Origin of the sequence: Klebsiella sp. JB_Kp031, from assembly GCF_040064295.1 — a bacterium.
Classification (GTDB): Bacteria; Pseudomonadota; Gammaproteobacteria; order Enterobacterales; family Enterobacteriaceae; genus Klebsiella; species Klebsiella quasipneumoniae.
In genome coordinates, this window is the sequence record NZ_JBEAJW010000026.1 from 132,414 (window position 1) to 147,490 (window position 15,077).

A 15,077-nucleotide genomic window follows, 5' to 3' on the forward strand; every position below is an offset into this window, starting at 1 on the left:
CACGTTAGACAGGATACACTGGGGTAATAGTGTACCCGCTTTACTATGGTGAAACATGTCTTCTTACGATAATCATCAGGCGCTGGCCGGCCTGACGCTCGGTAAATCAACCGATTACCGCGATACCTATGACGCCTCGCTGCTGCAGGGCGTTCCGCGCAGCCTTAACCGCGACCCGCTTGGCCTGCATGCCGACAACCTGCCATTTCACGGCGCCGATATCTGGACGCTCTACGAACTCTCCTGGCTGAACGGCAAAGGCCTGCCGCAGGTGGCCGTCGGCCACGTCGAACTGCCCGACACCACCGTCAATCTGGTGGAATCAAAAAGCTTTAAGCTCTATCTCAACAGCTTCAACCAGACGCGTTTCGCCAGCTGGCAGGAGGTTGAAGAGACGCTGACCCGCGATCTGAGCGCCTGCGCCCAGGGCGGGGTCAAGGTCTCGCTGTATCGGCTGGATGAACTGGAAGGCCAGCCGATTGCCCACCTGCACGGCGCCTGCATCGACGATCAGGATATCGAGATCGATAGCTATCAGTTCAGCGCCGACTACCTGCAGGGCGCCGCCAGCGGCAAAATCGTGGAAGAGACGCTGGTCAGCCATCTGCTGAAGTCCAACTGCCTGATCACCCACCAGCCGGACTGGGGCTCGGTGCAGATCCAGTATCGTGGGGCGAAAATCGACCGCGAGCAGCTCCTGCGCTATCTGGTTTCGTTCCGCCACCATAACGAATTCCATGAGCAATGCGTCGAGCGCATCTTTAACGATATTCTCCGTTTCTGCCAGCCGGAATCGCTTTCCGTTTACGCCCGCTATACGCGACGCGGTGGTCTGGATATCAACCCCTGGCGCAGCAACGGCGACTTTTCCCCTGCCACCGGCCGCCTCGCCCGACAATAATAAACATTTTCACAATTTGCGTGCGTTTAGGCGCGCGCAAGGTTGTGAAAACGCCGCTCGCAGGGCTATTGTAATCACAGGAAGACCATAAGCGTCCTGTAAGGAGTTCACTTGATTACACATGTTAGCCCGCTTGGTTCAATGGATATGCTGTCGCAGCTGGAAGTGGATATGCTTAAGCGCACCGCCAGCAGCGACCTGTATCAACTGTTTCGCAACTGCTCGCTTGCTGTGCTCAACTCGGGGAGCCTGACCGATAACAGCAAGGAGCTCCTGTCCCGTTTTGAAAATTTCGATATTAACGTGCTACGTCGCGAACGCGGCGTGAAGCTGGAACTGATCAACCCGCCGGAAGACGCCTTCGTTGACGGGCGCATTATTCGTTCCCTGCAGGCCAACCTGTTCGCCGTACTGCGCGACATCCTCTTCGTGTACGGCCAGATCCACAATACCGTTCGCTTCCCGAACCTCGATCTCGAAAGTTCGGTCCATATCACCAACCTGGTGTTCTCGATCCTGCGCAACGCCCGCGCGCTACACGTCGGCGAAGCGCCGAACATGATCGTCTGCTGGGGCGGCCACTCGATCAACGAAAACGAATATCTCTACGCCCGCCGCGTCGGTACGCAGCTGGGACTGCGGGAACTGAATATCTGCACCGGCTGCGGGCCTGGCGCGATGGAAGCGCCGATGAAAGGCGCCGCCGTCGGCCACGCGCAGCAGCGCTACAAAGACAGCCGCTTTATCGGCATGACCGAACCGTCCATTATCGCCGCAGAACCGCCAAACCCGCTGGTCAATGAACTGATCATCATGCCGGACATCGAAAAGCGTCTGGAGGCCTTCGTGCGCATCGCCCACGGGATCATCATCTTCCCGGGCGGCGTCGGCACCGCCGAAGAACTGCTCTACCTGCTGGGTATTCTGATGCATCCGGATAACAAAGCGCAGGTGCTGCCGCTGATCCTCACCGGACCGAAAGAGAGCGCTGACTACTTCCGCGTGCTGGACGAATTTATCACCCATACCCTGGGCGAATCCGCCCGTCGCCACTACCGGATCATCATCGACGACCCGGCGGAAGTGGCGCGGCAGATGAAAAAAGCGATGCCGCTGGTGAAAGAGAGCCGTCGCGAGACCGACGACGCCTACAGCTTCAACTGGTCGATTCGTATCTCGCCGGACCTGCAGATGCCGTTTGATCCGACCCATGAAAACATGGCCAACCTCAAACTCTCCCCGGACCAGCCGGTGGAAGTGCTGGCCGCCGACCTGCGCCGCGCCTTCTCCGGCATTGTCGCAGGTAACGTCAAAGAGGTGGGCATCCAGGCCATCGAGCAGTACGGTCCATACAAGCTGCACGGCGACCCGGAGATGATGCGCCGCATGGACGATCTGCTGCAGGGCTTCGTCGCCCAGCACCGCATGAAGCTTCCTGGCGGTACCGCCTATATTCCCTGCTACGAAATCATCGCCTGATTTCCGTCCCGCCGGGGCAGCGCCTGTTGCCCCGGCGGGCACGCTTTCTCTGACTTCCAAAACGCGCCAAAAACCTTTCTGTGACTAATCAAACACCTGAATTGTTTTTACATAGCCAATCGTTTGCGTTAGTAAAAACTGCGACAATTATCACTGCAAAAAATGGTTTTAAGCGCAAAAACGTCGACCACTTCTCTTTTTTACAGTAAATCCCTCGTTATTACGCCGCCCCGCTTTTATCTCATATGCTGCAAATGGTAGCCTGCGCGCCACAAATCGCTGGCTGATCACCAGAAACAGGCTGTTGGACTAAAAATACGCACATTGAAAGTGGATTATTGCATTTGAGATCGCGATCACTGATGCATAAACCATATAAATGTATCTTTCCGGCCCAATTATTACGGAGAAAATTTCTAAAAAAACCGTAATTAAACGAATTTCGTGTTACGCAATTGTATTTGTTCATTAGATTTTGTTGATTCCTCCAGGAGATACAGATGGAAACCACTCAAACCAGCACCATCGTTTCGGGCGAAACCCGCAGCGGATGGCGTAAAACCGACACCATGTGGATGCTGGGCCTGTACGGTACAGCGATCGGCGCGGGCGTCTTGTTCCTGCCGATCAACGCCGGCGTCGGCGGCATGATCCCCCTGATTATCATGGCGATTCTGGCCTTCCCGATGACCTTCTTCGCCCACCGCGGTATGACCCGCTTCGTGCTCTCCGGCAAAAACCCGGGCGAAGACATTACTGAAGTGGTTGAAGAACACTTCGGCGTAGGCGCAGGTAAGCTGATTACCCTGCTCTACTTCTTCGCTATCTATCCAATCCTGTTGGTCTACAGCGTGGCGATCACCAATACCGTCGAAAGCTTCATGGCGCACCAGCTGCACATGACGCCGCCGCCGCGCGCTATTCTGTCGCTGATCCTGATCGTCGGCATGATGACTATCGTGCGTTTCGGTGAGCAGATGATTGTAAAAGCGATGAGCGTGCTGGTGTTCCCGTTCGTTATCGCCCTGATGGTGTTGGCGCTGTACCTGATCCCGCAGTGGAACGGCGCGGCGCTGGAGACCCTCTCCCTGAGCGGCGCCTCCGTCACCGGCAACGGCCTGCTGATGACCCTGTGGCTGGCGATCCCGGTAATGGTCTTCTCTTTCAACCACTCGCCGATCATCTCCTCCTTCGCGGTTGCCAAGCGTGAAGAGTACGGCGAAGGCGCCGAGAAAAAATGCTCCAGCATCCTGGCTCGCGCCCACATCATGATGGTGCTGACCGTGATGTTCTTCGTCTTCAGCTGCGTCCTGAGCCTCTCTCCGGCAGACCTGGCGGCGGCGAAAGAGCAGAACATCTCGATTCTGTCTTACCTGGCGAACCACTTTAACGCGCCAATCATTGCCTGGATGGCGCCGATCATCGCGATGATCGCCATCACCAAATCCTTCCTCGGCCACTACCTTGGCGCCCGCGAAGGCTTTAATGGCATGGTGATTAAGTCCCTGCGCGGTAAAGGCAAATCGATCGAAATCAACAAACTGAACAAGCTGACCGCGCTGTTCATGCTGGTTACCACCTGGATTGTAGCGACGCTGAACCCGAGCATCCTCGGCATGATCGAGACCCTCGGCGGCCCGATTATCGCGATGATCCTGTTCCTGATGCCGATGTACGCGATTCAGAAAGTGCCGGCGATGCGTAAATACAGCGGCCACGTCAGCAACGTCTTCGTGGTGATTATGGGTCTGATTGCCATCTCCGCGATCTTCTACTCGCTGTTCAGCTAATTCAGTCAACACCTCCCCCCGCGCCGCTTACCGGCGGCGCGCTTTCCGACAGCACGGGAATACATATGATCAGCGTATTCGATATCTTTAAAATCGGCATTGGCCCTTCCAGCTCCCATACCGTTGGACCGATGAAAGCGGGCAAACAATTTACTGACGACCTGATCGCGCGCGGCCTGCTGGCCGAGGTGAGCAAAGTCGTCGTCGACGTCTACGGCTCCCTCTCCCTGACCGGTAAAGGCCACCATACCGATATCGCGATTATCATGGGGCTCGCCGGCAACCTGCCGGACACCGTCGACATTGACGCCATTCCAGGATTTATTCAGGACGTTAACACCCACGGTCGCCTGATGCTGGCCAACGGCCAGCACGAAGTGGACTTCCCGGTCGATCAGTGCATGAATTTCCATGCCGACAACCTGTCGCTGCATGAGAACGGCATGCGCATCACCGCCCTGGCCGGCGACCAGGTGCTCTACAGCCAGACGTACTACTCCATCGGCGGCGGCTTTATCGTCGATGAAGCGAACTTCGGCCAGACCACCGACGCGCCGGTGGCCGTCCCTTACCCCTATAAAAACGCCGCCGACCTGCAGCGTCACTGCCGCGAAACCGGGCTGTCGCTCTCCGGTCTGATGATGCAGAACGAACTGGCGCTACACAGTAAAGAGGCACTGGAGCAACACTTCGCCGCGGTGTGGGAAGTGATGAGCGCCGGGATTGAGCGCGGCATTACCACCGAAGGCGTCCTGCCGGGCAAACTGCGCGTTCCGCGCCGGGCCGCCGCGCTGCGCCGCATGCTGGTGAGCCAGGACACCACCAACAGCGACCCGATGGCGGTGGTCGACTGGATCAATATGTTCGCTCTCGCGGTGAACGAAGAGAACGCCGCCGGCGGCCGGGTGGTAACCGCGCCGACCAACGGCGCCTGCGGTATCGTGCCGGCAGTGCTGGCCTATTACGACAAGTTTATCCGCAAGGTGAACAGCAACTCCCTGGCCCGCTATATGCTGGTGGCCAGCGCGATTGGTTCGCTGTATAAGATGAACGCCTCGATCTCCGGCGCCGAAGTGGGTTGCCAGGGTGAAGTGGGCGTCGCCTGCTCAATGGCGGCGGCCGGTCTGGCGGAACTGCTGGGCGGTAGCCCGGGCCAGGTGTGCATCGCGGCAGAGATCGCCATGGAGCATAACCTCGGTCTGACCTGCGACCCGGTCGCCGGCCAGGTGCAGGTGCCTTGCATCGAACGCAACGCTATCGCCGCCGTGAAAGCGGTCAACGCCGCGCGAATGGCGCTGCGCCGGACCAGCGAGCCGCGCGTCTGCCTCGATAAAGTCATTGAGACCATGTACGAAACCGGCAAAGACATGAACGCCAAGTACCGGGAAACCTCCCGCGGTGGTCTGGCGATGAAGATTGTCGCCTGCGATTAACCTGCTGGCCCGCCACGCGTCGCCGCGGCGGGCCCTCTCACCCACCTTTTGTTATATCAATTAAAATTTAGTTATTTAATGGTTATAAGCGCTGTTTGTTACCTTACGCAAAACGCTAAGGAGAACAGACAATGTCCAACCGATTCCGCCCCGCCTGGCTGCTGGTCCTCGCCGCCCTTTCCGCCTCCGCGCTGGCCAAAGCGCCGGAGACCGTCAACATCGGCTATCAAAAGGCGAACATCTTCGCGCTGCTGAAATATCGCGGCACCCTGGATGAGAGCCTGAAAAAACAGGGCATTGCCGTCCGCTGGGTCGAATTCCCCGCCGGTCCGCAAATGCTGGAGGGGCTCAACGTCGGCAGTATCGATCTGGCCGCCACCGGCGATGCGCCGCCGGCCTTTGCCCAGGCGGCACAAGCCGATCTGGTCTACCTTGCCCACTCCCCCGCTAACCCAAAAACGGAAGCGATTGTGGTCCCGGAGCAGTCGACGATCCGCAGCGTAGCCGATCTGAAGGGCAAGCGCGTGGGGCTGAACAAGGGGTCCGACGTCAACTACCTGCTGGTCGCCGCGCTGGAAAAAGCGGGCCTCAGCTATAAAGACATCACCCCGGTCTATCTGCCGCCGGCGGACGCCCGCGCCGCTTTCCAGCGCGGGGCGATTGATGCGTGGGTGATCTGGGATCCGTTCCTCGCGGAAGTGGAAACCAACGCGAAAGCCCGACAAATACGCAACGCCGAGGGGCTGGTGCCGCACTACACCTTCTATCTCGCCAGCCGTAAGTTTGCGGATACCTACCCGGAGACGGCAAAACAGGTGGTGGATGAGCTGGGTAAACTCAGTGTGTGGGCGAACAGCCATCAGGACGAGGCCGCCGGCCTCCTGTCGACCTCAACCGGGCTGGATAAAGCCATCTGGCTGAAGACCCTGGCCCGCCTGCCCTACGGCGCTGAACGCATGACGCCGGCGGTGTATAACGAACAGCAGGCGCTGGCGGATACCTTTACGCGCATCGGCCTGCTGCCGGTGAAAGTCGACGTACGCAGCGCCACCTGGTCGCTGGATAAACCTTAGTTTTCCCGGCGGCGGGAGGCATTGCGCCCCCCGTCGCCGACGGACTTATCCCGCCGTTTTCTCACCATTGCCAATTTGCCAGATGAAGGTCGGCGCCTCACCGTTCACCAGCCAGTTTCCGATATTGCGCGCCTTGTAAATCACCGGATTATGCGAGGCGACCGTCCGCGCATTGCGCCAGTGACGGTCCAGCGCCAGACGGGTACGCGTATCCGACGCTCCGAGGGCATTGAACAGCTCCGTCGCCGCCCGCGGGATCCAGTCGCTGGCGATCACCTGCGCCTGCGCCGCTTCCACTTCCGCCAGCTGGTTGCGCCGGGCGATCAGCGCTTCGTCGTCGCTGACGTGCGCCACATAGGCCTGCTGCAGCGATTCTGCGGCCTGCAGGACCGCGGCCCGGGTCGCCCATGCCCAGCTGCTAATCTGCCCAACGACCTGCAGAACCTGGGCATCATCGCGCGGTACGGCGGCGTTGCCGTGGCTGTACATCCGGGACCGGTGTTTGACGCCCTGCGCGGCATCCCGCTCAACCGCCAGGCCGATGCCCGCGAGGGTCGCCAGCAGCACATGCTGATAGAAGGCGGTCTGATAGCGAAAGCGCTGGGCAAAGTCGTAGACGTGGTCGGTTTCCACCCGGGCGTCGGTGAAGCGGGTGGTCCCGCTGCCAGTCAGCCGCTGGCCAAAGCCATCCCAGTCATCTTCCCGCGCCACGCCGGGCTGTTGGGTGCTGACCAGGGCAATCACATCGCCACCGGTATCGCTGCGCCGGGCAAACACATCGATCCAGTCGGCGTACAGCGCGCCGGTGCTGTAGAACTTCTCGCCGTCGAGTCGCCAGCCGCCCTCTGCCGGCGTCACCCGAGTGTTCACGTCCCCCAGCTTAACCGCGCCGATCTCCGTCCAGCCGCTGCCCACCAGCTCGCCGTCAAGGAAGCGACGAAACCAGCGGTCGCGCCCGGCGGAATCCGGCTGATTCAGCTGATCTTCCACAAAAGCAAAGTGCGCGCGCAGGGCCTGCGGCAGGTTAGAATCCGCTTGCGCCAGCTCAATCAGCAGCGCGCTGAGCTGCGGCAGCGAAGCGCCCCAGCCGCCCTTCTCGCGCGGGATACGCAGCGTGCCGAAGCCCGCTTCTTTCAGCCAGCGGATCGGCTCCTCGGGCAGAACGCGCTGCTGTTCGCGCTCCGCGGCGCCCTGGGCGATGCGGGTGAATATCGGGCGGAAGGCGGCCGCCAGCGCGTCATAATCGGTGCCAGTGGAGAGCAAGGTCATAGTCGGTTCCTTATTCATGAATTGCGTCAATATCTTCTCGTGTCGGTTCATGACGGACCGCCAGCAGGAAGAAAATGGGAATAATGGCGGCAAGCGAGACCACCCAGAACATCTGCGTGCCGAGCGAGGCCTGCAGCAGCGGCAGAATAAACAGCGCCAGCGCGCTGCCGATCCCGGAGAGCGCCCGGCTGAAACCGACCCCGGTGGCGCGAATGGCGGTGGGATAGGAGAGCGCCGGGTAGATCATCAGCTGCGCCCCCGGGCCAAATCCTTCGGCGAACAGCCACAGTCCCAGCATCGCGATGGCCAGTACGATGCCTGCCGTCGCGTGCGGTTGCCCCACCAGCGCCAGCACAATCAGCGCCACAAACTGCAGGGCAAAGCCGGCTATCGCCACATGACGCGAAGGATATTTCCACGCCAGATGCATACCAAGCAGCCCGCCGGTAAAGGCAAACAGGGCGTTCAGCCCCAGTGATGCCGAAATAGTTTCGAAGACGCCAGCCCCGAGAAACTGGGCAAGAATTGACGGCAGGAAAAAGGCAATCGCCGTGTACTCGAAGGAGATACAGATATTCATCACCCCGGCGACGATAGTCCGCTCACGGTAGGGTTTTTCGAACAGCACGCGAAAGCTCACTTTCGGCGCCGGCGCCGGCTTCGCCGTCGGGACCTCATGGGCATGGATCCCCCAGGAGTCGCGTAAGATGCGCACCGCAGAGGTCAGATCGCCCTGGTTTGCCGCCCACAGCGGGGATTCGTTCATGAACCGGCTGCGGACGGCGATAATCAGCAGCGCCGGCACGGCGCCGAACAGCAGGGAGGCGCGCCACAGCCAGTCAAGATGCTCCTGCGGCAACAGGAAATAGAGACCGAAGATAATAAGAAAGCAGACGGTTGAGGCGGTGTACCACATCGGGCACCACGCCGCGAGGCGAGCCGCTTTGTTGCCTTTGCCGGCAAAGCGGGAAAACTCGGCCAGATAGGACATCGCCACCGGCAGGTCGATGCCGACGCCGATGCCCATCAGGAAGCGAGCGCCAATCAACACCCAGACGTTTGGCGCCAGCCCGGCGGCGATAGCCGAAATAACGAAAAAGAACATATCGGCCATAAACACCGAATAGCGACCATATTTATCGGTCAGCCAGCCGCCAATAATATTGCCGACAATGGTCCCGACCATAATGGAGGAGGTCACAAGGCCGGTCAGCAGCGGCGAGAGCTGAAATTCACGCACGACGTCATCAATACCGTAAGAGAGCGTGGTTAAGTCATACGCGTCGAGAAAAACGCCGCCCAGCGCGAGGAAGACAATCATCCGCGCATATTTCGCCTGTTCCCTGCCGGAATTAATTAGCCGCGCCACATCCCCGACGCTACTGACCGGTACCGAAGCGATACCGGGATTATCCACTGGTAATGTACTCATTTTTTCACCTTATTATTTTGTGCAGGTCATCAGCGGTTATAAACCTCGAGCGGCGAGAATCAAAACAACAATTCATACTATAAAAATCAATATAATCAATAAGTTAATTAAAATCACCAGCACAAAAAGGACGCGCTTTCGCGCATCCTAAAAGGAAGTAAATAACAACGAAAAGAGACGTCGTGCAGGACGCTTATTCCGCCGATACCGGAACTAATACGTCTTTTACCAGCGGATCGTTGGTGGTTTTTAACCACGTCTGGATCCGTGGGTCAGAAAAGGCCTGTTTTAATTTGACGATATTTTCCTGCGATAAATACGGCGTACCAATCACTAATTGCGAAGCAAAGGTGCGCGGCGCCGGCGGGAATAAAATGCCTTTCTCACGCGGCACTTTCCCGGCGTCAAATTGCGAGACATAGCCGATGGCGGCATCCACCGAATTTAACGCCCGCGGCATGGTCAGCAGATCCAGCTCTTTAAAGACAAACTGATGCGGGTTGTCGACAATATTTTTCAGCTTCGCCGTGCGCGGCTCTACCGCCGGGTCGAGCGAGATCAAACCAATGCGCTGCAGCAGCCACAGAGCCTGTCCCTGATTGGCGCCGTCGTCAGGCACCACGATGGTCGCGCCGTTGGGCAACGCCTGTACCGACGAGTAGCGGTCGGAATAGATGCCAAACGCCCACTGGAACACCGGCACCGTAGTCGACAGCGCAAAGCCATTGGCGTCCACCACCTGTTTAAGCCACCACTGATGCTGATAGATCGTCCCGGCATACTGTCCTTCCGCTACCGCGCGGTCAGCCTGAACCGGATCCTGCACCCCCACCGCCTCCAGCTTCAGGCCGTAATCGGGCGCAATATGCTGATTAATATACTCAATAATCCGCTGCTCGCCGGCCATCGCCGGCTCGTAGTGAATTTTTAACGTGCTGCCGAAGACCACCTGCTGGCTTTGGGTATGTCCCCGCCACCACCAGAAAGCGATGGCGAGCAGGATAATCACCGCCAGCGCCGCCAGCCAGGGCCAGCGCCGCGCTTTACGTAACTCAAATTGCTCTGTTGTCATACAAGGTTCCCCTGCGTGTGGCGTAAACGGTTGACCAGGCGGTCACCCAAAAATTGAATCACCTGGATCGTGGCGATCAGGGCCACGATCGTCGCGATCATGATATGGTTGTCGAAGCGCTGATAGCCGTACACCACGGCCAGGTAGCCGATGCCCCCGGCGCCGATGGTCCCGGCGATGGCCGAATACTCGATCATCGAGACCAGGTTTAGCGTCACCGCCGCCACCAGCGCCGGCAATGCTTCACTGAGCTGCGCGCTGGCAATGATTTGCCCGCGCGATCCACCGCAGACGACGCCCACCGCGGTGACCTCCGCCGGCAGCTCGCGCAGCGCGTTCTCCACCAGACGGCCAAAGAACGGGACGCCGGCGGCGATCATGGGCACCACCGCGGCGGGGATGCCAATCGTGGTGCCGGTCAGCCAGTAAGTGAACGGGATAATAGCGGCCATCAGCACCAGAAACGGCAGCGAACGTCCCATGTTGACCACCCAGTTCAGCAGCCGGTACAGCAGTGCGTGCGGAAATAATCCCCGCGGCGAGGCGTTAAATAGCACCACCCCCACCAGCCCTCCCAGCGTGACGACAAACAGCATTACAATGGCCACCATTAGCCAGGTTTCGCCATAGGCGGGAAGCAGCAGCGAAGGGATTTCGCTCCAGGGGGTGTCCTGGCTGATGACTGTCGGTTTCATACCGCCTCCCTGAGCAACGGCGCGCTGTCGAGGATCTCCGCCGTCATGCCGAGCTGCGCCAGCAGGCCCTGCAGCCGCGCGGGCGACAGGCGTTCGCCCTGAAAGCGCACTCCAACCTGCAGACGACCGGCCAGCCGACCGTTAATCACCTCGACGTGGCCGCCAAGGAGATCGATCTGCAGCGCCCACTGCTGGCTCAGGCGGCTGATCCAGTCGGTGGCCACCGGCACATCCCAGCGGTAGCTCAGACGCAGCAGCAAATCACTGTGGGCCGCTGCCGCCGGCGTCAGCGGCAACAGCTGCTGGCCGAGCAGGGAATCGGGACGCGCCAGCAGATCTTCGAGCCGCCCGTACTGGACGATCGTCCCGTCGCGGATCTCCGCCACCGCATCCGCCGCCGAGCGCACGGCGTCCATTTCATGGGTGATCAGGACGATCGCCAACTGGTACTCATCACGCAGCCGCTTGAGCAGAGTCAGCACCGAGGCCGTGGCCTGAGGATCGAGGCCGGAGGTGGCTTCATCCGCCAGCAGAACGGACGGGCGCAGCGCCAGCGCGCGGGCAATGGCGATCCGCTGGCGCTGGCCGCCGGAGAGCTGGGCTGGCCAGGCATCCGCTTTGTGGCTCAGGCCGACGCTCTCCAGCAGCTCACCGACCCGCGCCTTGATATCGCGCTCCACCACGCCAAGCCACGCCAGCGGCAGGGCGACATTCTCCCAGGCGGTCCTGCGGCTCAGCAGCGCCGAAGACTGGAAAACGGTGCCAATCGCCCGCCTCTCCCGGCGCAGCGCCTCGCCGGACAGCACCGACAGATCCAGGCCATTGATACGAATGCTGCCGCTGTCCGGGCGCTCCAGCAGGCTGATGCAGCGCGCGAGAGTTGATTTACCGGCGCCGCTCGGCCCCACCACCGCGGTGATGGAGCGCTCAGGCACCTGCAGCGATAGCCCTTTCAGCACCGCGCTGAGCCGGCCATCCGCCGTGCGGTAGCTTTTATGCAGATCATCGATAGCGATCATGTCACCTTCTCCTCTACCGATGCCGCCGTGCGCGCATCGCGTCGGTAGCTGGCGCCCGGGTGAGGCGCGGCCAGACGCGGACCGGCGCCGAACAGTTTTTCGCGCAGGGTCCCCTCACGGTACTCTTGCTTAAAGACGCCGCGCTTTTGCAGCTCTGGCACCAGCAGCTCGACGACGTCGCGGAAGGTTTCGTGGGTGACGGCATAGGCAAGGTTAAAGCCATCGACATCCGTCTCTTCGACCCAGGACTGCAGTTCGTCCGCCACGGTTTGCGCGCTGCCGACCACCAGCGGGCCGAAGCCGCCGATACCGGCCCAGTCGGCCAGGGCCTGCACCGTCCACTGCCGGTTCGGGTCCGCAGTGGAGAAGGCCTCCACCGCCGACTGAATGGCGTTGGTGTGCAGATACTTCAGCACCTGATCCGGCTGATACTGGCCGAAATCAATCCCCGTCCAGCCGGAGAGCAGCGCCAGCGCGCCTTCATAACTGACGTACTGCTTATATTCCTGCCATTTCGCCTGCGCCTCGCGGTCGGTGTCGCCAACAATTACCGTCTGCAGATTGAAGATCAGAATGCTGTGCGGATCGCGCCCGGCCTCAGCCGCCCGGCGGCGAATATCCGCCACCGTCTTCTTCAGCAGCACTTTCGACGGCGCAGCGACGAAGACGCATTCGGCATGGCCGGCGGCGAACTGTTTGCCGCGGCTGGACGCTCCCGCCTGATACAGTACCGGTGTGCGCTGCGGGGATGGCTCGCAGAGGTGGATCCCCGGCACGGAAAAGAACTGTCCCTGATGGTTAATGGGATGGATTTTCCGCGGATCGCTGAAGATCTTGCGCTCTCTGTCGCGCAGCACCGCCCCGTCCTCCCAGCTTCCCTCCAGCAGTTTGTAGATCACCTGCAAATACTCATCGGCATAGTCATAGCGGGTGTCGTGGTCGGTCTGAGTTTGCTGGCCGATATTGCGCGCCCCGCTCTCCAGATAGGAGGTGACGATGTTCCAGCCCACCCGCCCTTTGGTCAGATGGTCGAGCGTCGACAGACGACGGGCGAAGGGGTAAGGATGCTCAAACGACAGCGAGGCGGTCAGACCGAAGCCCAGATGCTCCGTCACCAGCGCCATCGGAGTGATCAGGGCCAGCGGATCGTTGACCGGCACCTGCGTCGCCTGGCGGATCGCCGCGTCGCCGCTGCCGTTCAGCACGTCGTAGACGCCAAGCACGTCGGCGATAAACAGCCCGTCGAACTTGCCGCGCTCCAGCAGTCGCGCCAGATCCACCCAGTACTCCAGATCTTTATACTGCCAGGAGCGATCCCGGGGATGCGCCCACAGGCCCGGCGACTGATGACCGACGCAGTTCATATCGAAAGCGTTAAGACGAATTTCACGTTGTGATGACATAGCAATCTCCATAGCGCGGCCCGTCGCCGGGGCGCACGCGTCAAAATGAATCAGGGAAGGTAAAGGGAGGTATTCAGTACGCTGGACATCGGGAGTCCTGCGGGATCCCGAGCGTGAGTAACGCTTGCGCCGCCACCTCAGCGGCATGGTCGGCTACCTGCGGCAGGCCCATCAGTTCGCCAAAACGCCCGCGGGCGGCCGGACCGGCCACCAGCACCGGCGGCGCCTCAACCTGCGGATCAGCCACTGCCCGGGAACGGCTGTCCACCTCCAGGCCCATGCCGAGAGCATCAGCGCGAATAAGGCCGCGGCGGGCAAGGTCCTGTAAAAATGGCTGGCTGTCGGTTAGGGCACGGTGCGCGGGTCCGGTCGTCAGGATCAGGTGATCGACGCTCAGGGTCTGCACGCCGCCGCCGCGCCGCGCCAGCGTCAGACGTAGCGTCTCGCCTTCAGCGCTCATCGACTGTAGCCTGGCCGCCTGCACCTGCAGACTGCCCGTGCGCTGGCGCGCCTCCAGCACCTCGGCGACCTGCGGCGCCACGCGGTAGCGGTGGACATCCCAGTAATGGCGCAGATGGCGCAGAAAACGCTGGCGATCGGCGACGCTGAGCGCCTGCCAGATCCGCTGCCCCTGCTGGCGGACCGCATCCAGCACCACCTGCCAGCTCAGGCCCTGCTGCGCCGCATACGCCACATCGAGGCGGATCTGGCGCAGGCGCTGGCGCAAGTTGCCCTGCTGATAGTCGCCGGGCCATGCTGCCCCCGCGCCGCTGAGGTTACCGCGCGACAGCAGGCCGTGGCGCGAAAAGGCGATGATACTGCCGCGGTGGCCCAACCGGTCCAGCGTCGCGACCGTATCGGCCATGGTTAATCCGGTGCCCATCACCGCCACCCGGGCGTGCGGGGCGATGGCGTCGAGCGCGCCAGGCTGCCACGGGTTGGCAATCAGCGCCGGATGGTGACGCCAGGCTTCGGCCTGCGCCGGCAGCGAAGGCGGTGGATGGCTGATCGCCAGCACCAGCAGGTCGGCCTTAAGCTGCAGTCCACCCTCGGTGCGAACCGTCCCCTGATCAAAAGCGAACGCCCGATCGCGCAGGTGGCGCAGCCGTCCGCCGCTGGCGGCCGCGGCGTCGGAAAAACGCTGTGCCACATAGCGACCAAACTGGCCGCGCTGAGGGTAGACGGAACCGTCCGGGCGCAGCGCCTGTGCATCGGCGGCAAAGGCAGGCTGACGGCGGTACCAGCGATCGAAGGCGCCCTCTTCATCACCGGTCAGTTGCATACGGGCGGCCGGGACGTTAATCCGGTGCGTCGGCTCCGCGGTGGAGTAGGCTACCCCGGCGCCGGGAGTCTGACGCGGCTCCAGCAGCGTCACGCGCACCCCGTTCGGCGCCAGGCGCAGAAGCTCAATCGCCACCGCCGCGCCGCTAAAGCCGCCGCCGATAATCACGATATGCGGTTCTGCACTCATCGCCGCCCTCCTCCGGTATGCTGTCTCATGGTCGCGCTCC

Annotated in this window: 12 protein-coding genes; 5 read left to right on the plus strand and 7 right to left on the minus strand. The window is 61.0% G+C overall.

Annotated elements, in window-relative coordinates:
* Positions 1–55: 55 nt before the first annotated feature.
* From queF to ABLV64_RS11610, 5 genes are all read left to right on the plus strand, one after another.
* Positions 56–901 (plus strand): NADPH-dependent 7-cyano-7-deazaguanine reductase QueF, encoded by an 846-nt coding sequence (gene queF, locus ABLV64_RS11590; RefSeq protein ID WP_217324714.1) that lies wholly within the window; start codon positions 56–58, stop codon positions 899–901.
* Between the two features lie 111 nt (positions 902–1,012).
* Entirely contained in the window at positions 1,013–2,380 is a 1,368-nt protein-coding gene (ppnN, locus tag ABLV64_RS11595) for a nucleotide 5'-monophosphate nucleosidase PpnN (protein ID WP_004205551.1), read from the plus strand.
* A 500-nt stretch (positions 2,381–2,880) separates the two neighbouring features.
* Positions 2,881–4,170, plus strand: coding sequence for an HAAAP family serine/threonine permease (locus ABLV64_RS11600; protein ID WP_004205549.1), 1,290 nt, complete (start codon positions 2,881–2,883; stop codon positions 4,168–4,170).
* Positions 4,171–4,235: 65 nt separating this feature from the next.
* A complete protein-coding gene (locus tag ABLV64_RS11605; protein WP_348843267.1) occupies positions 4,236–5,603 on the plus strand; it encodes an L-serine ammonia-lyase in 1,368 nt (455 codons plus the stop codon).
* 131 nt (positions 5,604–5,734) lie between these two features.
* The gene (locus tag ABLV64_RS11610) at positions 5,735–6,676 is read left to right on the plus strand and encodes a sulfonate ABC transporter substrate-binding protein (protein WP_032456530.1); all 942 of its coding nucleotides are present in this window, start codon (positions 5,735–5,737) and stop codon (positions 6,674–6,676) included.
* 45 nt (positions 6,677–6,721) lie between these two features.
* On the opposite strand, the gene ABLV64_RS11615 is transcribed toward ABLV64_RS11610, so the two are convergent.
* The 7 genes from ABLV64_RS11615 to ABLV64_RS11645 form a co-directional block, all read right to left on the minus strand.
* A complete protein-coding gene (locus ABLV64_RS11615) occupies positions 6,722–7,945 on the minus strand; it encodes an acyl-CoA dehydrogenase family protein (protein WP_004205543.1) in 1,224 nt (407 codons plus the stop codon).
* A 10-nt stretch (positions 7,946–7,955) separates the two neighbouring features.
* Positions 7,956–9,377 (minus strand): MFS transporter, encoded by a 1,422-nt coding sequence (locus tag ABLV64_RS11620; protein WP_348843268.1) that lies wholly within the window; start codon positions 9,375–9,377, stop codon positions 7,956–7,958.
* 193 nt (positions 9,378–9,570) lie between these two features.
* Positions 9,571–10,449, minus strand: coding sequence for a MetQ/NlpA family ABC transporter substrate-binding protein (locus tag ABLV64_RS11625; protein WP_004205538.1), 879 nt, complete (start codon positions 10,447–10,449; stop codon positions 9,571–9,573).
* Positions 10,446–11,144 (minus strand): methionine ABC transporter permease, encoded by a 699-nt coding sequence (locus tag ABLV64_RS11630; RefSeq protein ID WP_348851554.1) that lies wholly within the window; start codon positions 11,142–11,144, stop codon positions 10,446–10,448. The genes ABLV64_RS11625 and ABLV64_RS11630 overlap by 4 nt, the downstream gene beginning before the upstream one ends.
* The gene (locus tag ABLV64_RS11635; protein ID WP_023319026.1) at positions 11,141–12,163 is read right to left on the minus strand and encodes an ATP-binding cassette domain-containing protein; all 1,023 of its coding nucleotides are present in this window, start codon (positions 12,161–12,163) and stop codon (positions 11,141–11,143) included. Before ABLV64_RS11635 ends, ABLV64_RS11630 begins: the two co-directional genes overlap by 4 nt.
* Complete coding sequence (locus ABLV64_RS11640; protein ID WP_023319027.1) at positions 12,160–13,566, minus strand: LLM class flavin-dependent oxidoreductase; 1,407 nt, start codon at positions 13,564–13,566, stop codon at positions 12,160–12,162. Before ABLV64_RS11640 ends, ABLV64_RS11635 begins: the two co-directional genes overlap by 4 nt.
* A gap of 73 nt (positions 13,567–13,639) precedes the next feature.
* Positions 13,640–15,037 carry an FAD-dependent oxidoreductase gene (locus tag ABLV64_RS11645; RefSeq protein WP_064189520.1) on the minus strand — a complete coding sequence of 466 codons (1,398 nt, stop codon included), beginning with the start codon at positions 15,035–15,037 and terminating at the stop codon, positions 13,640–13,642.
* Positions 15,038–15,077: the final 40 nt, after the last annotated feature.

Coding starts and splice junctions, on each gene's coding strand:
- ABLV64_RS11645 (WP_064189520.1), bottom strand. CDS start 15,037: ATGAGTGCAGAACCGCATATCGTGATTATCGGCGGCGGCTTTAGCGGC.
- ABLV64_RS11625 (WP_004205538.1), bottom strand. CDS start 10,449: ATGACAACAGAGCAATTTGAGTTACGTAAAGCGCGGCGCTGGCCCTGG.
- ABLV64_RS11610 (WP_032456530.1), top strand. CDS start 5,735: ATGTCCAACCGATTCCGCCCCGCCTGGCTGCTGGTCCTCGCCGCCCTT.
- queF (WP_217324714.1), top strand. CDS start 56: ATGTCTTCTTACGATAATCATCAGGCGCTGGCCGGCCTGACGCTCGGT.
- ABLV64_RS11620 (WP_348843268.1), bottom strand. CDS start 9,377: ATGAGTACATTACCAGTGGATAATCCCGGTATCGCTTCGGTACCGGTC.
- ABLV64_RS11640 (WP_023319027.1), bottom strand. CDS start 13,566: ATGTCATCACAACGTGAAATTCGTCTTAACGCTTTCGATATGAACTGC.
- ABLV64_RS11635 (WP_023319026.1), bottom strand. CDS start 12,163: ATGATCGCTATCGATGATCTGCATAAAAGCTACCGCACGGCGGATGGC.
- ABLV64_RS11615 (WP_004205543.1), bottom strand. CDS start 7,945: ATGACCTTGCTCTCCACTGGCACCGATTATGACGCGCTGGCGGCCGCC.
- ABLV64_RS11600 (WP_004205549.1), top strand. CDS start 2,881: ATGGAAACCACTCAAACCAGCACCATCGTTTCGGGCGAAACCCGCAGC.
- ABLV64_RS11605 (WP_348843267.1), top strand. CDS start 4,236: ATGATCAGCGTATTCGATATCTTTAAAATCGGCATTGGCCCTTCCAGC.
- ABLV64_RS11630 (WP_348851554.1), bottom strand. CDS start 11,144: ATGAAACCGACAGTCATCAGCCAGGACACCCCCTGGAGCGAAATCCCT.